Source organism: Exiguobacterium alkaliphilum (assembly GCF_018138125.1).
Classification (GTDB): Bacteria; Bacillota; Bacilli; order Exiguobacteriales; family Exiguobacteriaceae; genus Exiguobacterium; species Exiguobacterium alkaliphilum.
Map to the genome: position 1 here is coordinate 367,501 of NZ_CP073101.1, position 18,807 is coordinate 386,307.

At 51.7% G+C, this 18,807-nt stretch carries 20 protein-coding genes and 2 rRNA genes (1 of these 22 only partly in view); 21 read left to right on the forward strand and 1 reads right to left on the reverse strand.

The features are described 5' to 3' along the window. The 11 genes from KB235_RS01920 to rsmI all read left to right on the forward strand — a co-directional run. Positions 1-1,756 (forward strand): 23S ribosomal RNA (locus KB235_RS01920); it begins 1,158 nt to the left of the window's first position. A gap of 55 nt (positions 1,757-1,811) precedes the next feature. Continuing rightward, positions 1,812-1,927 (forward strand): 5S ribosomal RNA (gene rrf, locus KB235_RS01925). 74 nt (positions 1,928-2,001) lie between these two features. Then, the gene (locus tag KB235_RS01930; RefSeq protein ID WP_246514297.1) at positions 2,002-3,423 is read left to right on the forward strand and encodes an aminotransferase class I/II-fold pyridoxal phosphate-dependent enzyme; all 1,422 of its coding nucleotides are present in this window, start codon (positions 2,002-2,004) and stop codon (positions 3,421-3,423) included. Between the two features lie 2 nt (positions 3,424-3,425). Next, positions 3,426-4,067 (forward strand): dTMP kinase, encoded by a 642-nt coding sequence (gene tmk / locus KB235_RS01935; protein ID WP_211780244.1) that lies wholly within the window; start codon positions 3,426-3,428, stop codon positions 4,065-4,067. Continuing rightward, a complete protein-coding gene (locus tag KB235_RS01940; protein WP_034803672.1) occupies positions 4,064-4,393 on the forward strand; it encodes a cyclic-di-AMP receptor in 330 nt (109 codons plus the stop codon). The genes tmk and KB235_RS01940 overlap by 4 nt, the downstream gene beginning before the upstream one ends. Positions 4,394-4,407: 14 nt before the next feature. Next, on the forward strand, positions 4,408-5,400 hold the full coding sequence (locus tag KB235_RS01945; RefSeq protein ID WP_051622477.1) for a DNA polymerase: 993 nt from the start codon (positions 4,408-4,410) through the stop codon (positions 5,398-5,400). A gap of 6 nt (positions 5,401-5,406) precedes the next feature. After that, positions 5,407-6,237, forward strand: coding sequence for a PSP1 domain-containing protein (locus tag KB235_RS01950; RefSeq protein ID WP_034817188.1), 831 nt, complete (start codon positions 5,407-5,409; stop codon positions 6,235-6,237). Between the two features lie 23 nt (positions 6,238-6,260). Continuing rightward, the gene (yabA, locus tag KB235_RS01955) at positions 6,261-6,596 is read left to right on the forward strand and encodes a DNA replication initiation control protein YabA (protein WP_034803771.1); all 336 of its coding nucleotides are present in this window, start codon (positions 6,261-6,263) and stop codon (positions 6,594-6,596) included. A gap of 69 nt (positions 6,597-6,665) precedes the next feature. Further along, positions 6,666-7,400: a tRNA1(Val) (adenine(37)-N6)-methyltransferase gene (locus tag KB235_RS01960; protein ID WP_211780245.1), complete on the forward strand. Its 735-nt coding sequence runs from the start codon at positions 6,666-6,668 to the stop codon at positions 7,398-7,400. Continuing rightward, positions 7,393-7,671 carry a GIY-YIG nuclease family protein gene (locus KB235_RS01965; RefSeq protein ID WP_034803681.1) on the forward strand — a complete coding sequence of 93 codons (279 nt, stop codon included), beginning with the start codon at positions 7,393-7,395 and terminating at the stop codon, positions 7,669-7,671. The genes KB235_RS01960 and KB235_RS01965 overlap by 8 nt, the downstream gene beginning before the upstream one ends. Then, the gene (rsmI, locus tag KB235_RS01970) at positions 7,643-8,512 is read left to right on the forward strand and encodes a 16S rRNA (cytidine(1402)-2'-O)-methyltransferase (protein WP_034803684.1); all 870 of its coding nucleotides are present in this window, start codon (positions 7,643-7,645) and stop codon (positions 8,510-8,512) included. The genes KB235_RS01965 and rsmI overlap by 29 nt, the downstream gene beginning before the upstream one ends. A 16-nt stretch (positions 8,513-8,528) precedes the next feature. Here the strand turns inward: rsmI and KB235_RS01975 are convergent, their stop codons facing one another. Then, the gene (locus KB235_RS01975) at positions 8,529-8,822 is read right to left on the reverse strand and encodes a transition state genes transcriptional regulator AbrB (protein ID WP_034803687.1); all 294 of its coding nucleotides are present in this window, start codon (positions 8,820-8,822) and stop codon (positions 8,529-8,531) included. Between the two features lie 327 nt (positions 8,823-9,149). On the opposite strand from KB235_RS01975, the gene metG reads away from it, so the two are divergent. The 10 genes from metG to glmU all read left to right on the forward strand — a co-directional run bounded on the left by metG (position 9,150) and on the right by glmU (position 18,804). Further along, a complete protein-coding gene (metG, locus tag KB235_RS01980) occupies positions 9,150-11,105 on the forward strand; it encodes a methionine--tRNA ligase (RefSeq protein ID WP_034803690.1) in 1,956 nt (651 codons plus the stop codon). Between the two features lie 53 nt (positions 11,106-11,158). Then, entirely contained in the window at positions 11,159-11,926 is a 768-nt protein-coding gene (locus KB235_RS01985; protein ID WP_211780246.1) for a TatD family hydrolase, read from the forward strand. Continuing rightward, complete coding sequence (locus tag KB235_RS01990) at positions 11,926-13,215, forward strand: 3D domain-containing protein (protein WP_034803696.1); 1,290 nt, start codon at positions 11,926-11,928, stop codon at positions 13,213-13,215. The genes KB235_RS01985 and KB235_RS01990 overlap by 1 nt, the downstream gene beginning before the upstream one ends. Next, positions 13,208-13,768, forward strand: a complete 561-nt coding sequence (gene rnmV, locus KB235_RS01995) for a ribonuclease M5 (RefSeq protein WP_034803698.1) — start codon at positions 13,208-13,210, stop codon at positions 13,766-13,768. Before KB235_RS01990 ends, rnmV begins: the two co-directional genes overlap by 8 nt. After that, positions 13,765-14,643 carry a 16S rRNA (adenine(1518)-N(6)/adenine(1519)-N(6))-dimethyltransferase RsmA gene (gene rsmA / locus KB235_RS02000; protein WP_034817177.1) on the forward strand — a complete coding sequence of 293 codons (879 nt, stop codon included), beginning with the start codon at positions 13,765-13,767 and terminating at the stop codon, positions 14,641-14,643. The genes rnmV and rsmA overlap by 4 nt, the downstream gene beginning before the upstream one ends. Before the next feature lie 83 nt (positions 14,644-14,726). Further along, a complete protein-coding gene (locus tag KB235_RS02005; RefSeq protein WP_021065751.1) occupies positions 14,727-14,963 on the forward strand; it encodes a Veg family protein in 237 nt (78 codons plus the stop codon). A 100-nt stretch (positions 14,964-15,063) separates the two neighbouring features. After that, a complete protein-coding gene (gene ispE, locus KB235_RS02010) occupies positions 15,064-15,927 on the forward strand; it encodes a 4-(cytidine 5'-diphospho)-2-C-methyl-D-erythritol kinase (RefSeq protein WP_034803702.1) in 864 nt (287 codons plus the stop codon). 73 nt (positions 15,928-16,000) lie between these two features. After that, complete coding sequence (gene purR, locus KB235_RS02015) at positions 16,001-16,825, forward strand: pur operon repressor (RefSeq protein ID WP_034803704.1); 825 nt, start codon at positions 16,001-16,003, stop codon at positions 16,823-16,825. A 136-nt stretch (positions 16,826-16,961) separates the two neighbouring features. Further along, positions 16,962-17,264 (forward strand): septation regulator SpoVG, encoded by a 303-nt coding sequence (spoVG, locus tag KB235_RS02020; protein WP_211780247.1) that lies wholly within the window; start codon positions 16,962-16,964, stop codon positions 17,262-17,264. A 184-nt stretch (positions 17,265-17,448) separates the two neighbouring features. Continuing rightward, on the forward strand, positions 17,449-18,804 hold the full coding sequence (gene glmU / locus KB235_RS02025; RefSeq protein ID WP_034803708.1) for a bifunctional UDP-N-acetylglucosamine diphosphorylase/glucosamine-1-phosphate N-acetyltransferase GlmU: 1,356 nt from the start codon (positions 17,449-17,451) through the stop codon (positions 18,802-18,804). Positions 18,805-18,807: the final 3 nt, after the last annotated feature.

Consider the following 18,807-nt stretch of genomic DNA (forward strand, 5'->3'; position numbering starts at 1 on the left):
TGACGCCGCGCCGAAAATGTAACGGGGCTAAACATACCACCGAAGCTATGGATCCCGTAAGGGATGGTAGGAGAGCGTTCCAAGCAGCAGTGAAGCGGTATCGTGAGGAGCCGTGGAGCGCTTGGAAGTGAGAATGCCGGTGTGAGTAGCGAAAAGAGGGGTGAGAATCCCCTCCGTCGAAAGCCCAAGGTTTCCTGAGGAAGGCTCGTCCGCTCAGGGTTAGTCTGGACCTAAGCCGAGGCCGAAAGGCGTAGGCGATGGACAACAGGTTGATATTCCTGTACCGCCGTACCACCGTTCGAACGATGGGGGGACGCAGAAGGATAAGGTAACCGTGCGACTGGAAGTGCACGGACAAGCAGCGAGGCCGTCGGGTTGGCAAATCCGCCCGGCATACAAGGTCGAGCTGTGACGTGGAGCCCGTAGGGCGAAGTACCGGATTTCACGCTGCCAAGAAAAGCCTCTAGTGAGGAGGTCGGCGCCAGTACCGTAAACCGACACAGGTAGGCGAGATGAGAATTCTAAGACGCGCGGGATAACTCTCGTTAAGGAACTCGGCAAAATGGTCCCGTAACTTCGGGAGAAGGGACGCTTATGGCAACATAAGCCGCAGTGAATAGGCCCAAACGACTGTTTAGCAAAAACACAGGTCTCTGCTAAATCGCAAGATGAAGTATAGGGGCTGACGCCTGCCCGGTGCTGGAAGGTTAAGGGGATGTGTCATCGCAAGAGAAGCACTGAACCGAAGCCCCAGTAAACGGCGGCCGTAACTATAACGGTCCTAAGGTAGCGAAATTCCTTGTCGGGTAAGTTCCGACCCGCACGAAAGGCGTAACGATTTGGGCACTGTCTCAACGAGAGACCCGGTGAAATCATAGTACCTGTGAAGATGCAGGTTACCCGCGACAGGACGGAAAGACCCCATGGAGCTTTACTACAGCCTGATATTGAGGCTTTGTACGCGATGTACAGGATAGGTGGGAGTTTGTGAAGCCGGAGCGCCAGCTTCGGTGGAGACACCCTTGGGATACCACCCTTTGCGTATAGAGTCTCTAACTCGCAGCCGTGATCCGGCTGGAGGACCGTGTCAGGTGGGTAGTTTGACTGGGGCGGTCGCCTCCTAAACAGTAACGGAGGCGCCCAAAGGTTCCCTCAGAATGGTTGGAAATCATTCGAAGAGTGCAAAGGCAGAAGGGAGCTTGACTGCGAGACCTACAAGTCGAGCAGGGACGAAAGTCGGGCTTAGTGATCCGGTGGTTCCGCATGGAAGGGCCATCGCTCAACGGATAAAAGCTACCCTGGGGATAACAGGCTGATCTCCCCCAAGAGTCCACATCGACGGGGAGGTTTGGCACCTCGATGTCGGCTCATCGCATCCTGGGGCTGGAGTAGGTCCCAAGGGTTGGGCTGTTCGCCCATTAAAGCGGTACGCGAGCTGGGTTCAGAACGTCGTGAGACAGTTCGGTCCCTATCCGTCGTGGGCGCAGGAAATTTGAGGAGAGCTGTCCTTAGTACGAGAGGACCGGGATGGACGCACCGCTGGTGTACCAGTTGTTCCGCCAGGAGCATCGCTGGGTAGCTACGTGCGGACGGGATAAGTGCTGAAAGCATCTAAGCATGAAGCCCCCTCCGAGATGAGATTTCCCTTTGAGCAATCAAGAAAGACCCCTCAGAGACGATGAGGTAGATAGGTCATGGGTGGAAGCGTGGTGACACGTGGAGCTGAATGATACTAATCGGTCGAGGCTTTGATCTAGTCTATGGTTTGACAATTGATGAACTTCAGTTTTCAGGGAACAAGCCTGAAATTGTCTGGTGGCGATAGCGAAGCGGCCACACCCGTTCCCATGCCGAACACGGAAGTTAAGCGCTTCAGCGCCGAAAGTAGTTGGGGGTCTCCCCCTGTGAGGATAGGACGTTGCCAGGCAACATGAGACGATCAAGCATCTGCTTGGTCGTCTCTTTTTTGTCTATATGCAAAACGATTAAGGAGGTTTTTTGATGACACGCCGATCTAAAAAGAACCCTTTCACATTCATGGAAGTTTTAGAACAACATGTGCGGGAAAGTCGTGTATCCTTTCATGTCCCTGGCCACCATAACGGTACTGTTCACGATCCAAGTTTACCGACAGCGTTCCATAAAATCATGCCGTATGATTTAACCGAGCTCGAGCACTTGGATGATTTACATCAGGCAGAGGGAATCATCCAGCAAGGTGAGGAAGCGCTTGGAACGCTCTATAAAAGTAAGAGTAAATGGTTGGTCAATGGTTCGACCGCGGGAAATTGGAGCATGCTAGCTGCGACTGTAAAACGTGGGGAACGTGTGTATGTACAACGAAATTCACATAAGTCCGTGTGGAATGCGATTGAGTGGTTAGGCTTAGAACCGATTTTATTGTCGCCTGAATTGGAACGGGGAAGCGGTATTCCTACGGTCGTCAATTTAGCTACGGTTCAAGAAGCGGTCGAGCGCTATCCAGGTGGTAAAGCACTGCTTCTCACATCACCGACGTACTATGGCGATATGGCTGATATTCAAGCAATCAGTACGTATTTAAACCAACATATGATCCCGTTGCTCGTTGATGAAGCGCACGGTGCGCACTTGATTTACGACGGATTGCCAAGACGTTCAGCGATTTTTGAAGGGGCGAGCGCGGTTGTTCAGTCGGCTCATAAAACGTTGCCTGCTTTTACGATGGGCGCTTGGTTACATTACAAAGAGAATGTCGATGAGAACCGATTGTTTCATGCCCTGTCTTCATTTCAAACGTCTAGTCCGTCTTACTTGATTATGGCGTCGTTAGACCATGCGCGGACTTATCTTGAACACTTGACGGAGCGAGACTGGTCAAGTATTCAAACAAGTCATTTCGCTTTTGTCATGGAATTGAAGCGCGCAGGATTTGCCGTTAAAGTCGGAGACGATTTTACAAAAGTCACGATTCTGACGTATCCGAAAAACGGTTTGATCTTTAGTCGCCACTTAGCATCGATTGGCATAGATATCGAGCTTGCCGCTGAAGATCATGTGTTACTCTGTTTGCCGTTACGGGAAATAAAGATGGAAGAGATTCATCATTGGGTGAAACTGATTCAAAATGCATCGAAACATGTGCCGCTGATTGAGGACGATGAAACGATTTATCCTTACCCTTCTACGGAGCAAGTCTCGAAATTAACTGTGCTTCATGACGTCGTGAAAACGGTGAGGCTTTCTTTTCAAGACGCAGTCGGTCAAATTGCAGCGGAAACGATTATCCCTTATCCTCCAGGTATTCCTTGGATCTTAAAAGGGGAAGTGGTGACAGAGGAAAAAGTTCGCGTGTTGGTCGAGTGGATTTCTCTCGGGCGGAAGCTTCAAGCGAGCAGACATGTTATGATGAAACAAATCGATGTTATCGTAGAGGAGTTTTAAGAGTGAATGGGATGTTTATTACAGTGGAGGGGCCGGATGGCTCTGGAAAAACGACACAATTGAAGTTACTCGAGCAAGCATTAAGCGCTCAAGGATATGAAGTCGTCACCACACGTGAGCCGGGGGGAACGAAAGTCGGAAACAGCATCCGCGAGATTTTGTTATCACCTGAACACGATGAGATGACGGCTAGGGTAGAGATGATGTTATATGCAGCCTCGCGAGCCCAAAACGTAGAACAAGTGATTCGACCTGCCTTGTCACGAGGTGCGATTGTCGTCTGCGACCGTTTCATCGATGCTTCGGTCGCCTATCAAGGTTTCGGATTAGGATACGATTTAGAACACGTCCTATCATTAAATGAGTGGGCAACAGGCGGCTTAACCCCAGACTTAACGTTTCTTTTCGATTTGACACCAAGTGAAGCAAGTAACCGTATGCGGGAACGCGGGCAATTGGACCGAATCGAGAGCCGGGACGAAGCGTTCCACCAACGCGTCTATGACGGTTTTCAAACATTGCTTGCGCAGCACCCTGATCGGATGGTACGAATCGATGCGAATGAGACGATTGAATCGATACAAGATGAAGTACTAGATATTACATGTGAGCGATTAAACGAAAGAGGAGTGAACAAAGCATGAAGATGGTAATTGCGATTGTACATGATAAAGATAGCGCCCGTTTATCTGACGCTTTGATTGAAGAGGACTTTCGAGCGACGAAACTTGCGACGACTGGTGGGTTCTTAAAAGAAGGAAACACGACGTTCATGATCGGTGTACCGAAAGAACGACTCGAGGATTTGCTTTCGCTCATCAAATCAAATTGCTCGAGCCGTGATCAGATGATCACACCGATTTCTCCGATGGGTGGCCACGCCGATTCGTATATCCCGTATCCCGTAGAAGTACAGGTAGGCGGCGCTACGGTATTCGTCTTGCCGATTGAAGGATTCCATCAGTTTTAATGGGAGTGGGACAGATGCGTTTTGAACAATTGGCCGCGTCTCAGACCGTTGTCGCCAAAGTGATGGAGAACTCGATTCGGACTGATAAAGTCGGGCACGCCTATATCTTTTCGGGCGATTATGAACCTTACTTGATTGAGACCGCTCAACTGTTTGCCAAGTCACTCTTTTGTGAGGCGCCAGATGGGGTAGAACCTTGTGGAGATTGTCGGAATTGTCGGCGGATGGATTCAGGAAACCTAGTCGATTATCTCGAGATGGAGCCGGACGGGGCAAGTATAAAAAAAGAACAGATTCAACAACTGCTCAGTGATTTGTCGTTACGCGGAGCCGAAGGGGATCGGCAAGTGTATGTGATTCATCAGGCCCATAAAATGACGACGCAGGCGGCGAATAGTCTGCTTAAGTTTTTTGAAGAGCCAGGCGTCGGGAAACTCGCGATTCTTGTGACAACACAGCCGCAACTGTTGTTGCCGACAATTCGCTCACGAGCCCAGCAGCTCGTCTTTCGACCGATTGATCGGAATGAGTTGGCGGATAAGTTGTCTGCGGACGTCGCATGTACGACGGATTTGGCTCGCTTGGCGCTCGCTGTTTATCCGAAATGGGATGACGCCCGTGAAGTGCTTCACAACGAGTGGTTTGTACAGTCGTATGGGCTAGTGGTACAATTAGTTGAAGTATTGACTAAACGACCACAGGAGTTACTCCTATTCGCCCAAGAGAAGTGGCTCGGCCATTTTAAAGGGCGCAATGAGTTACGAGTGGGCCTCGAATTGTTTGAAAGCTGGTTAGAAGAGTCGCTCCGGTTCAAAGTCCGGACGGATTACACGCCGCAACTGTTCACTCGCGAACAGGCGTTGTATCAGGCGTTCATCAGTAATCGTTCGGCGCATAAGATTGTCCATGCGATTGAACACGTCCATGAGGCGATTCGACGACTCGAGGCAAACGTCAATCCTCAATTAACGTTCGAACGGTTAACGTTCGATTTACAGAAAGGATAAGAGAGCGTGCTTGAAGTAGTCGGAGTCCGCTTTAAAGAAGCGGGAAAAATCTATTACTTTTCACCAGGCGAAGCAACGCTTGAACGTGGGGACCATGTCATCGTCGAGACGGTGCGTGGTATTGAATACGGGGAAATCGTCCAAGTCGGGAAACAACTTGGGGAAGATGAAGTCGTTTTACCTCTAAAAACGATTCTTCGTGTCGCTGATCAAAAAGATGCTCAAATCGTCCAAGAAAATCGATTGGCAGCTTTTGACGCTCACGCCGTCTGTGAAGAAAAAATACGTGAACATCGACTGGAGATGAAACTCGTCGATGTTGAATATACATTTGATCGCAACAAAGTCATCTTTTATTTCACGGCAGAAGGTCGGGTCGATTTTCGAGAACTCGTCAAAGATTTGGCGAGCGTCTTCCGCACGCGCATCGAACTCCGTCAAATCGGTGTCCGGGATGAAGCGAAACTACTCAGTGGGATCGGTCCATGTGGCCGTGTCTTATGTTGTTCTTCCTTCTTAGGAGAGTTTGAACCGGTTTCGATCAAGATGGCGAAAGATCAAAACCTTTCCTTGAACCCGAATAAAATTTCCGGTGTGTGCGGCCGTCTCATGTGTTGCTTGAAGTATGAGAATGATACGTATGAAGAGTTGAAGCGTGACTTGCCGGACGTTGGGAAACGAATCAAGATTCCTGAAGGTGACGGACGTGTCATCGGCCTCAACATTTTGGATCAACTGATTCAAGTCGAGTTGAGCGACCGGACCCGTGTTGTGACGTATACGATTGACGAACTCGTTGAGGTCGGTGCGATCAAACGAAAACCGTCGAAACAGTGATGGGGTGCTGAGCAGTGGAACGAATGGATAAAAAGGAAGTTATGATGCGCGTCGATGCCATCGAGCAACAAATGCAGCTGTTGACGGAGCATCTAGGTGTACTGAAAGAGCAGTTGGCCTATTTGCTTGAAGAAAACCAGCATATGTATCTCGAGAATCATCACTTGCGTGAAAAAGTCGAGCAACTTGCAGAAGTGGAGACGACGGATGGCGATGCGCAAATCGCATTGTCGGGCAAAGGGCAAAACAATTTGGCCGCCTTGTATCAAGAAGGGTTCCACATTTGTAACTTGCATTACGGACAAGTACGAAAAGACGGCGATTGTCTTTTCTGCATGTCGATGTTAAATAAACACTAATACATTGGGGCGATAGACGGGGAAGTCACCCGTCCGTCGCCTTTGTCGTTATGTAGGAGGGAACGAAGCGTGACTGTAAAACAAGGGGAGCGGCTCGATGATTTGCTCGGACGCCCCGGAAAAATTATTCAAAGCGACGATGTGTTTTCGTTCTCGTTAGATGCGGTGCTACTCGCTGAGTTCGTCTGGGTACCCATCCAAAAAGGAAACCTAGTCGATTTGTGTGCCGGAACGGGTGCGATTCCGCTCTTCTTATCGTATCGGACAAAGGGGAGCGTCACAGGCATCGAGATTCAACCGAGACTCGTCGATATGGCGAACCGCAGCATCGCGGTGAACCGTCTCGAGCATCGACTGCAGATTATAGAAGGCGACGTCAAAGAAGCGGCGACACGGCTAGGCCACGCCCGTTACGATGTCGTCACGTGTAATCCACCGTATTTTCTGGCAAACGAGACGTCGCTCCGCAATCAAAACGAACACCATACGATTGCGCGCCATGAAGTGCTCTGTACACTCGAGGATTGTATCCGATCGGCGAGTCAGCTCGTCAAACCAGGCGGAAAAGTGGCGTTCGTCCACCGTCCGGAGCGGCTACTCGATATCGTCACGCTCATGCGGACATATCGAATCGAGCCGAAGCGGATGCAGCTCGTCTATCCAAAAGCGGGACGAGCGGCGAATACATTATTGATAGAGGGGTCAAAAGATGGAAAAGCTGGGCTCACGATTTTACCACCGCTTATCGTCTATGAAGATGATGACACGTATACGAAAACGATGCGAGACATCCTCGATGCGTAAGCACTACGTATATATTTTGGAGTGCCAAGACCACACGTATTACACGGGTTATACGAACGACCTCGACAAGCGGCTTCGTACCCATAACGCTGGAAAAGGTGCCAAATACACGCGAGCACGTTTACCTGTAACGCTCTGTTACGTGAAATCGTTTGAGACGAAACGAGAAGCGATGCGTTATGAGTGGTCAATCAAGCAATTGACCCGCGCCCAAAAACAAACGTTGATGGAGGGGACGAGCAATGAACTCACAGAAAAGTTACCAGACTGACGGACCGACGCTTTACATCGTGCCGACCCCGATCGGTAACCTAGAAGACATGACATATCGCGCCGTGCGTACGTTGCGCGAGGTGGACTTGATTGCGGCCGAAGATACACGCCAGACGATGAAACTGTGCCGTCACTTTGAAATCGATACGAAGCTTGTCAGTTACCATGAACATAATAAACAAGTGAGCGGGCCACGGCTGATTGAAGATATCGAGAATGGAAAATCGGTGGCTGTCGTATCCGACGCCGGGATGCCTGGCATCTCTGACCCCGGTAGTGACCTCGTTCGGCTCGCGATTCAAGCGAAGGTACCGGTCGTCGTCTTGCCAGGGGCAAATGCAGCGCTCACAGCGCTCGTCGCGTCCGGACTGCCGACAGAACGCTTTTTATATTACGGGTTTTTGCCACGCAAAAAGAAAGAACGGGTCGACGTGCTAGCGTCGCTTCAATATGAGCCAGGGACGCTCGTCTTCTACGAAGCCCCGCATCGCTTAAAAGAGATGCTACAAGGGGTGAAAGCTGTGCTCGGCAATCGTGACGTCGTACTTGGGCGGGAATTGACGAAGACGTTCGAGGAGTTTTTGCGAGGAACGGTCGATGAGGCGCTCGCTTGGTGTGAAGGTGAAGTCCGCGGAGAGTTCGTCGTGTTGGTGGGCGGGTCGACCGAGTCGGCTCCGACGCAAGATTGGTGGGAGACGCTCTCGCCGCTCGAACACGTCGATCGTTATATCGAGGACGGGCTAAAGCCGAACGCAGCGATTAAACAAGTGGCGAAAGAGCGTGGTCTCTCACGCAACGACGTCTATGACGCGTATCACGGAGTCGACAAAAAAGAGTAAGCAAGGAGTCCCTTGCTTACTCTTCGTTGTAGTAATTCTCAAGCATGTTTTTCAACTCGACGAGAACACGTTGTGCGCCTTCTGGTGAAAGAATCAACTTTCCGTCCGCCAACTTGAAGTTATCGTCTGATACTTCGCCTGTTACTTGGCAAGTCATGTTCGGCTTATATTTTTTCAAAACGATTTGCTCGTTGTCGACGTAAATTTCAAGTGCGTCTTTCTCAGCAATTCCGAGTGTGCGGCGCAATTCGATTGGAATAACGACCCGACCGAGCTCGTCCACTTTCCGTACGATACCTGTTGATTTCATTTTGTGTTTCCTCCTCCGATGATGTCGAAATCTCTTGGTGACATAAATCGTCAAAATTCGACAATGTGGCTACAGCAAAAAGCATACTAAACTTTCCAATTGCAGTCAACTGCTTACTATTGGAATTGTGCTTTTTCGAAAAATGACGATAAAGGAACGATATACACCTAAATTTCCCCGTAACGTAGAGCTTTAAACAAAGAAAGGGTTTTTTTGGAACATTTATTTGAATAGGCAACAAATTAATTCCAAACAATTGGTTTGGAAAAAGGTTTGTCGAACCGTGTATAATGGAAATTGCAAATGTCGAAAGGATGGAGAACAACTATGGCGAAGCCTACTTTTTATATTACGACCCCAATCTATTACCCGAGCGCGAAGTTGCACATCGGTCACGCCTATACGACCGTGGCAGGTGACGCGATTGCCCGCTATAAGCGATTGAAAGGATTTGACGTCCGTTATTTGACGGGCACTGACGAGCACGGACAAAAGATTCAAGAGAAGGCGAAAGAAGCCGGCGTCACCCCACAGGCGTTCGTCGACGAAGTCGTGAAAGATATCAAAGTATTATGGGATCGCCTCGAGATCTCGTACGACGATTATATTCGAACGACGGAAGGCCGTCATAAGGCTGTCGTCGAACACGTCTTTGAGACGCTTCTTAAGAACGGAGACATTTACCTCGGTGAATATGAAGGCTGGTATTCGGTGTCGGACGAGACGTATTACACCGAGTCGCAACTTGTCGACGGCAAGAGCCCCGACAGCGGACATCCAGTCGAACTCGTGCGGGAAGAGTGTTACTTCTTCCGTCTCAGCAAGTATGCGGACCGCCTCATCGAATATTTCGAGTCGCATCCGGACTTTATCTTGCCAGAATCGCGAAAGACCGAGATGATCAACAACTTCTTGAAGCCAGGTCTTCAAGATTTGGCGGTCTCCCGGACAACGTTCGACTGGGGTGTCCAAGTCCCGTCGAACCCGAAGCATGTCGTCTACGTATGGGTCGATGCGCTCACGAACTATATCTCGTCACTCGGCTACGGGACGGACAACGACGAGTTGTTCAACCGTTACTGGCCGGCTGACGTGCATTTGGTCGGAAAAGAGATCGTCCGTTTCCATACAATTATCTGGCCAGCTCTCCTCATGGCGCTTGACCTTCCGTTGCCAAAACAAGTATTTGCGCACGGTTGGCTCCTCATGAAAGACGGCAAGATGTCCAAGTCAAAAGGGAACGTCGTCGACCCGATTCCGCTCATCGATCGCTACGGCCTCGACTCGCTTCGTTACTACTTGTTGCGTGAAGTCCCGTTCGGCGCGGACGGCACGTTCACACCAGAAGCGTTCGTCGACCGGTTGAACTTCGACCTCGCCAACGATCTCGGCAACCTGCTGAACCGGACCGTCGCGATGATTAAGAAGTACTTCGACGGGAACGTACCCGCGTATGCGGGGAACGTGACGGCGTTCGACGCCGACTTGCTTCGCGTCGTCGAAGAAACGACGTCGAAGACGGAAGCGGCGATGGAGCATATGGAGTTCTCGGTCGCGCTCACAAACATCTGGCAGCTCGTCAGCCGAGCGAACAAGTATATCGATGAGACGCAACCATGGGTGCTCGCGAAAGATGAAGCGAAACGAGACGAACTCGCGTCGGTCATGACCCACTTGGCTGGCGTCTTGCGCCACGTCGCTGTCATGATTCAACCGTTCATGACACGGGCACCGAAAGAGATGTTCCGTCAACTCGGACTCGAAGGACAAGACATGTCATGGGAAGCGCTCGATACGTTTGCGGCCTTTGACGGAGCGGTCGTCACGGACGGCACGCCAATCTTCCCACGTCGCGATGTGAAAGAAGAGGTAGATGCGATTCAAGAAATGATGCGTCAAGCCTCGAAAGCACGTGTCGAAGAGGAAGCAGAGGAAGAGGCAGCGGATGAAGACGTCCGTCCTGAAATCACAATCGACGTCTTTGACCAAGTCGAGTTCCGGGTCGGGCAAATCGTCGAAGCCGATAAAATCAAAAAAGCGAAAAAACTGTTGAAACTTCAAGTCGATCTCGGTAGCGAGACGCGCCAAATCGTCTCGGGCATCGCCGAATGGTATGCACCGGAAGAGTTGGTCGGCAAAAAAGTCATCGTCGTCGCCAACTTGAAGCCGGTCAAGCTCCGGGGCGAGTTGTCTCAAGGAATGATTTTGGCAGCCGATAAAGATGGTAAGTTAGAACTTGCAACCGTATCTGAGAATATGCCGAACGGGGCCATCGTCAAATAATTTTTGAGGGAGACTTCGGTCTCCCTCTGTTTGTTTAAAAAGGAGGATGCACGATGTTGATTGACACGCACACACACATTAACGCCGATCACTTCAAAGATGACGTCGATGAAACGATTAGACGGGCACGTGAGGCGGGGGTGTCCCCGATGCTCGTCGTCGGCTTCGATGATGAGACGATCTCGCGCGCGATCGAACTCGCCGAGACGTACGAAGACATTTACGCGATTGTCGGCTGGCACCCGGTCGATGCAATCGACTGCACACCAACGGACTTGGAACGAATCGAGGCGCTGATGGGGCATCCAAAAGTGATGGCGCTCGGTGAGATTGGACTCGACTATCATTGGGACAAATCTCCGAAAGACGTACAGCAACGTCTGTTCCGTGAACAAATTGCCATTGCGAGGCGCACGAACATGCCAATCGTCATCCACAACCGCGAGGCGACGGCAGACGTGCTCGATCTGTTAGAAGAAGAGCACGCCGAAGAGATTGGTGGCGTCTTCCACAGCTACAGCATGTCGGTCGAACTACTTGAGCGTTGCCTGCGCATGAACTTCTATATCTCACTCGGTGGCCCGGTCACGTTCAAGAATGCGAAAGTCCCAAAAGAAGTGGCGAAACAAGTCCCGCTCGATCGCCTGTTAGTCGAGACGGACTGCCCGTATTTGACGCCGACGCCGTTCCGCGGTAAACGGAACGAACCGGCCTATGTCACCTATGTCGCCGAAGAAATCGCCGCGCTACGAGGTATCTCGCTTGAGGAACTTGCTGAAGCGACGACCGCGAACGCGAAGCGGCTCTTCCGTCTACCGTGATGGTGAAACGAATCGCGCTCAGCGCTGTCGTACTCGTGACAGCGGTACTCGCCTATACGTTGACGCAACCGGAGACGGTGACGATCATCGACGGCACAAACCGAATCGAGCATGAGACGCGGGCGACGTCCGTGTTCGAGGTGCTCGAAGAGACCGGCATCACGGTCGAAGACGCCGATTACGTGACGCCGGCACTCAGTGCGGAACTGTCTGCCGAACGCATGATTTACATCGAACGCGCGAATACGGTCTCACTTCAAATCGGTTATGGGCAGACGGAGACGATTGAGACGCGAGAACGGACCGTCCGCGACGTGTTGCTTCGATACGGGGTGACGGTGCGCGACGGAGACGACGTCTATCCGGACGTGCGCACACCCGTCACATCCGGAATGACAATTCGGTATCAACCGGTGCTCGCGGTCAATTTAATCGTCGAGGATGAGGCGAAGACGTTGAATACGATGGCGAAGACGGTCGAGCAAGTGTTGCGCGAAGCCGGAATCAGCGTGTCAGAGCGCGATACGATCGCACCGGCGCTGTCGACAACGCTTCGAGAAGGCATGACGATTACCGTCAATACGAGTCGGGACGTCGTGCAATACGAGAATCGGCTTATCCCGTTTGAGATCGTGAAAGAAGACGATGATACGCTTGAAATCGGTCAAACCGAGGTCGCCCAAGTCGGAGTACCCGGGCTAGAACGGACGCGGTATGCAGTGACGGTCGAAAATGGTACAATTACAAATCGGACCGAGACAAGTGTCGAAACGTTGCAAACCGTGCGTCCGCAAATCATTAAGATTGGGACAAAACCGGTGCCAGAGCCGGCCGAAGAAGCGACGCCGGTTCCGACAGAATCTGAGAGTCCATTCCGTGAAGAGGCCGAAATCAAAATCGAAGAGACACCTCTGCCTGAGGATGTGCTCGATTTTTCAGCGGCCAAACAACTTCTCGTTGAGGCGACCGCCTACACAAATAACCCCGAAGATACGATCACGTTTGACGGACGCGTCTTGACGCGTAGCGGCTATGACGTGACCGATACGATTCTGTACGAAGGGATGCGAATCATCGCGGTCGACCCGTCAATCATTCCGCTCGGGACACGTGTGTATGTCGAAGGGTTCGGTATGGCCATCGCCCTCGATACCGGCAGTGCCATCAAAGGGAATATCATCGACATCCTGATGGACACGAAAGAAGAAGCGGTCACGTTCGGACGGAAGCCGCTCACGATTTGGGTCATCCCGAAGCAAGAAGAGAAAGAAGGAAGCGAAGATGCGTGAAAAAATACAAGAAGTGATTGTCGTCGAGGGACGGGACGATACGACCCGGCTCCAAGAAGTATATGACGTCGACACGATTGAGACGAACGGGTCGGCTGTCTCGAAACAGACGCTTGAACGGGTGAGGCGCGCCCAAGAGACGCGCGGCGTGATTATTTTGACGGACCCGGACTATCCGGGCGACCGCATTCGCGCTATCGTCGATGAATACGTTCCCGGCTGTAAGCACGCCTACTTGCCCCGGGCCGAGGCGAAAGACAAGCGCGGGAAAATCGGCGTTGAACATGCGACACCGGACACGATTCGCCGTGTGCTCGAGGCCGTGTACGAAGACCGAGTCGAGACCGACTTGCCACTCGTCACGCGAAAAATGGTGCTCGACGCCGATTTGATTGGTGGGGCCGAGGCGTCGAGACGACGAAAACGTCTCGGTGTGTTGCTTCGCATCGGCGAACCGAACGCGAAACAGTTCGTGAAACGAGTCGAGGCGATGCGCGTCACGACCGAGGAGTGGGAACGGGCGCTCAAGCAGTTAGAGGAGGAAAATCATTGAAAGACATTGCAACCATTCATCGGACGAAAGCCATTTTAGAACGGCATGGCTTCTCGTTCAAAAAGTCACTCGGTCAAAACTTTTTGATCGACTTGAACATCTTAAATAAAATCGTCGACGCGGCCGAACTCGGTGAAGCGAGCGGCGTGCTCGAGATTGGACCAGGCATCGGATCGCTAACAGAGCAGTCTGCGAAACGTGCGAAAAAGGTCGTCGCGCTCGAAATCGACCAACGCTTGTTGCCGATTCTAGAGGACACGATGGCGCCTTATCCGCACGTCCACGTCATTCACGGAGATGCGCTCGAGCTCGATCTTCCGGCTATCGTCGAGCGTGAGTTTTTGAACGAAGGGATTGACGACATCTCGGTCGTCGCCAACTTACCGTATTACGTGACGACGCCAATCATCATGCGTTTGCTCGAGAGTCAAGTTCCGTTTCGTTCGCTCGTCATGATGATTCAAAAAGAAGTGGCGGAACGCATCGGGGCGAAGCCGGGAACGAAGGCGTATGGCTCGCTCTCGATCGCGATTCAATATTATGCCGAGGCCGACGTGAGCTTTATCGTTCCGAAAAACGTCTTCATGCCGGCACCAAACGTCGATTCCGCCGTCATCACGTTGAAGATGCGCCCGCAGCCTGCCGTCGAAGTAAAAGACGAAGCGTTCTTCTTCGAAATCGCGCGAGCCAGTTTCGCGCAACGGCGTAAAACGATCTTGAACAACTTGACGAATCATCTCGGCAAAGACAAAAAAGTGGAGCTCGAACGCCTGTTGAACGAGGCGGGCATCGATCCGAAGCGTCGAGGTGAAACGTTGACACTCGAGGAGTTTGCACGTCTTGCTGACACAATTTTACCACTTAAAAATAGTTGACGACCGGATTTCGAGTCGCTATAATATTTAATCTTTATTTTCTTTTTTCAATGTGTTATACTTGTAACAGTGAGGTGAAGCGTATGCCAAAGACGTTACAAGAAATCAGACAGAAACTCGAATCGCATGTTGGAGAACGATTGACGTTGAAAGCAAACGGCGGTCGTAAGAAAGTCGTTACTCGGTTTGGAACGCTCGTTGAGACGTATCCCGCGGTGTTCGTCGTCAAATTGGATGAAGACCACCATAACGTGGAACGTGTCTCATATAGCTACGCTGATGTCCTAACGGATACAGTTAAAATTGAATTCAGCAATTGAACGATAAATGAGGGGCGGATGCATTGGCAGCTGCTTCTTTTTTTGTGCGCTCGTTTACGGTACAATGGCGAACAGGAGATACATGGGAAGGGTGAACGATATGCGCACGATTAGTGTGAAAGCGCCGGCAAAAATCAACTTGACGCTCGACGTTCTCGGAAAGCGAACGGACGGCTATCATGAAGTGGAAATGGTTATGACGACGGTCGACTTGTCTGACCGCTTAGAACTTACGGTCCTCGATACCGATGAGATTCGGATTCAATCGGAGCACGCCTACGTCCCGAGCGATCATCGGAACTTGGCGTATCGGGCGGCCGACTTGTTGCGGAAGCGGTTCGGCATCACAAAAGGCGTCGAAATCGTTTTGGATAAACACATTCCGGTGGCGGCCGGACTGGCTGGAGGTTCGAGTGACGCGGCGGCCACGCTCCGCGGGATGAACGAACTGTTTGACCTTGGGCTGTCGCTCGAACAATTGGCTGAGCTCGGGGCGGAGGTCGGTTCCGACGTCTCGTTTTGTGTCATGGGTGGCACGGCCATCGCGCGCGGTCGCGGCGAGAAATTAGAACTCATTCCGTCACCTCCACCGTGCTACGTCGTCTTGGCGAAACCGAAGATTGGGGTCTCGACGGCTGACGTCTATCGGGCTGTCGACATGGATCAGATGATTCATCCGAATACGGAAGCGATGGTCAAAGCGATTCACGAACGGGACTTTCACACGATTTGTGACAACCTCGGCAACGCGCTTGAGGCGGTCACGCTCGAGATGCATCCAGAGGTTCGTCAAATCAAAGAGACGATGCTCCACTGCGGCGCGGACGGGGTGCTTATGAGCGGGAGCGGCCCGACCGTATTTGCGCTCATCGAACACGAACAAAAAGCCCATCGCGTCTATAACGGGCTGAAAGGATTCTGTCCAGAAGTGTTCGTCGTTCGGATTCTCGGGAAAAAACATTGAACAAAGACGAATGAGTCTGATATATTCTGTTTAGAACATTCGTCTATTATTGGAAAAGTGAAGGGGAATCCGTATGAAAATCCGTAGAAGTGGTCGTCTCGTCGATATGACCCGTTATTTACTCGACCATCCACATCAGCTCGTCTCGTTGTCGATGTTTTCGAGCCGCTATAAAGCCGCCAAGTCGTCAATCAGCGAAGACTTGGTCATCGTCAGTGAGATGCTCGCCCACGATGGTACCGGCAAGCTCGTCACTGTCCCTGGGGCGGCCGGTGGCGTCATGTTTATCCCAGGTTGGAGCAAAGACAAATCGCTGTCGATGATTGACGGTTTATGCGACCAACTGTCGAAGCCGGAGCGTCTGCTTCCGGGAGGGTACCTCTATTTGACGGACGTGCTCGGTAACCCGCGCCAAGTGAAGCCGATGGGGCAAGTGTTCGCCTCGGTCTTTGCTGACCGAAAAGTCGACGTCGTCATGACGATTGCGACGAAAGGGATTCCGCTCGCGTACGCGGTCGCCGAACAGCTCGGCGTCCCGTTCGTCATCGTTCGTTCGGACAGCCGGGTGACGGAAGGATCGACGGTCAGTATCAACTACGTGTCCGGCTCTTCAAAAGCGATTCGGACGATGGCACTCGCACGTCGTAGTCTGCCGCGCGGTGCGAACGTCTTACTCATTGACGACTTCATGAAAGCCGGAGGTACGATTCGCGGCATGATGAGCTTGTTGAACGAGTTCGAAGCCAACCTTGCTGGTGTCGGTGTACTCATGGAAGCCGAAGGTGCCGAGAAGAAGATGGTCAGCGAATACGTCAGTTTGATGAAGTTGACGAACGTCGATTCAGATGAAGGGCTCGTCACAATTTCACGCGGAAACGTCGAACAGTTCTTAAAGTGATTGGCAAAAATTTGATTTCGTTTTATGATGAAAGGGTATAGAAGTCATACGGAATCAGTTACGTTCGCTAGAAGTCACCTTTACCTTTTATAAAGGACACCTTGGTACAGACAACGATGAAAAGGGGATGCGAAACATGCAGATCACAGACGTAAAAATTCGCAAAGTGGCAACAGAAGGTAGAATGAAGGCGCTCGCCTCGATCACGCTCGATCACGAGTTCGTGGTCCACGACCTTCGGATCATCGAAGGGAGCACCGGCCTGTTCGTCGCCATGCCGAGCAAACGGACACCAGAAGGCATCTTTCGTGATATCGCGCATCCGATTAACGGCGATATGCGTCAAAAAGTCGAAGCGGCCGTGCTAGAAGCGTACGCTGAGATTGACGTTACCTCATACGAGGCAGAAGAGATGATAAACGGGATGCAGGAATCCTAATAAGTCAGCGGGACGACATATCGTTCCGCTGCTTTTTTGCGTGCGTTTGGTTACGAATCAGTACAACGGTTGAAACGAGGTCGCTGTTTCGATATAGTAGAAACGGTGTAAATAGGATTTATATGCAGAAAAACCGAACTATAGCTATAAAATCACAGTCGATTGAGATAGGAGCGAATCAAGAATGGATCGTTTTGCAGTCATTTTGGCAGCAGGGAAAGGGACGCGCATGAAGTCGAAGCTATATAAAGTACTTCATCCGGTCCTTGGCAAACCAATGGTCGAGCACGTCGTCGACCAACTCGACAAAATCGGGGTCAGTCGTCAAATCGTCATCGTCGGCCATGGGGCTGAAGCGGTACAAGACACACTCGGATCTCGTGTCGACTACGCGGTTCAAGAAGAGCAACTCGGAACGGGCCATGCCGTCCAGATGGCAGAGGCGGAGCTCGCCGGGAAGGCTGGCGCGACGCTCGTCGTCTGCGGCGACACACCGCTTTTGACAGCGGAGACGCTAGAAGCGTTACTCGCGCATCACGAAGCGCAACAGGCGAAAGTGACGGTGCTTACGGCAATCGCGGACGATGCGACCGGATATGGCCGCGTCATTCGTGGTGCAGACGGCAACGTGACGAAAGTCGTCGAGCATAAAGACGCATCTGAAGCCGAACTTGAAATTCGTGAAATCAACACGGGTACGTACGTCTTCGACAACGAGTTGTTGTTTGAGGCGCTCCGTCAAGTCGGCAACGACAATGCACAAGGCGAGTACTACTTGCCAGACGTCATCGCGATCGCGAAAGAGGCAGGCGAAGTCGTGGCCGCACACACGGCTCCGACATTTGACGAGACGATCGGTGTCAATGACCGAGTCGCGCTCTCGCAAGCTGAGACGATTATGCGTAAACGGACGAATGAACGCTTGATGCGTGAAGGCGTCACGTTCATGGACCCAGCGTCGACATACATCTCACCGGATGCGGTCATCGGCTCGGACACGATCATCTACCCAGGGACGGTCATTCTCGGGAAGACGGTCATCGGTTCGGAATGTATCATCGGACCGAACTCGGATATCCGCGACAGTGTGATTGAAGACGGTGCAACGGTACGTCAATCCGTCTTGAGCGATAGCCGTGTCGGTAGCAACGCGCAAGTTGGTCCGTTCGCTCACCTTCGTCAACAAGCTGTACTCGGCGCGAACACACGTGTCGGCAACTTCGTTGAAATTAAGAAGTCGACGTTCGGGGACGGGGCGAAGGCCTCGCACCTCAGCTACATCGGTGACGCGTCAATCGGTGACCGCGTCAACCTCGGTTGCGGATCGATCACGGTCAACTACGATGGGACGAACAAGTTCGAGACAATCGTCGAAGCAGATGCGTTCGTCGGTTGCAATGTCAACTTGATCGCACCGGTCACGGTCGGAAAAGGGGCGATTGTCGCCGCCGGCTCGACAATCACGGACAATGTTCCGGAAGAAGCGCTTGCGATCGCCCGTGAGCGTCAAACGAATAAAGAAGGTTACACGAAACGATAAGTT

Coding starts and splice junctions, on each gene's coding strand:
- KB235_RS01940 (WP_034803672.1), top strand. CDS start 4,064: ATGAAGATGGTAATTGCGATTGTACATGATAAAGATAGCGCCCGTTTA.
- yabA (WP_034803771.1), top strand. CDS start 6,261: ATGGATAAAAAGGAAGTTATGATGCGCGTCGATGCCATCGAGCAACAA.
- KB235_RS01990 (WP_034803696.1), top strand. CDS start 11,926: ATGGTGAAACGAATCGCGCTCAGCGCTGTCGTACTCGTGACAGCGGTA.
- KB235_RS02005 (WP_021065751.1), top strand. CDS start 14,727: ATGCCAAAGACGTTACAAGAAATCAGACAGAAACTCGAATCGCATGTT.
- rnmV (WP_034803698.1), top strand. CDS start 13,208: ATGCGTGAAAAAATACAAGAAGTGATTGTCGTCGAGGGACGGGACGAT.
- KB235_RS01975 (WP_034803687.1), bottom strand. CDS start 8,822: ATGAAATCAACAGGTATCGTACGGAAAGTGGACGAGCTCGGTCGGGTC.
- spoVG (WP_211780247.1), top strand. CDS start 16,962: ATGCAGATCACAGACGTAAAAATTCGCAAAGTGGCAACAGAAGGTAGA.
- KB235_RS01930 (WP_246514297.1), top strand. CDS start 2,002: ATGACACGCCGATCTAAAAAGAACCCTTTCACATTCATGGAAGTTTTA.
- purR (WP_034803704.1), top strand. CDS start 16,001: ATGAAAATCCGTAGAAGTGGTCGTCTCGTCGATATGACCCGTTATTTA.
- KB235_RS01965 (WP_034803681.1), top strand. CDS start 7,393: ATGCGTAAGCACTACGTATATATTTTGGAGTGCCAAGACCACACGTAT.
- ispE (WP_034803702.1), top strand. CDS start 15,064: ATGCGCACGATTAGTGTGAAAGCGCCGGCAAAAATCAACTTGACGCTC.
- metG (WP_034803690.1), top strand. CDS start 9,150: ATGGCGAAGCCTACTTTTTATATTACGACCCCAATCTATTACCCGAGC.
- glmU (WP_034803708.1), top strand. CDS start 17,449: ATGGATCGTTTTGCAGTCATTTTGGCAGCAGGGAAAGGGACGCGCATG.
- rsmI (WP_034803684.1), top strand. CDS start 7,643: ATGAACTCACAGAAAAGTTACCAGACTGACGGACCGACGCTTTACATC.
- KB235_RS01945 (WP_051622477.1), top strand. CDS start 4,408: ATGCGTTTTGAACAATTGGCCGCGTCTCAGACCGTTGTCGCCAAAGTG.
- KB235_RS01985 (WP_211780246.1), top strand. CDS start 11,159: ATGTTGATTGACACGCACACACACATTAACGCCGATCACTTCAAAGAT.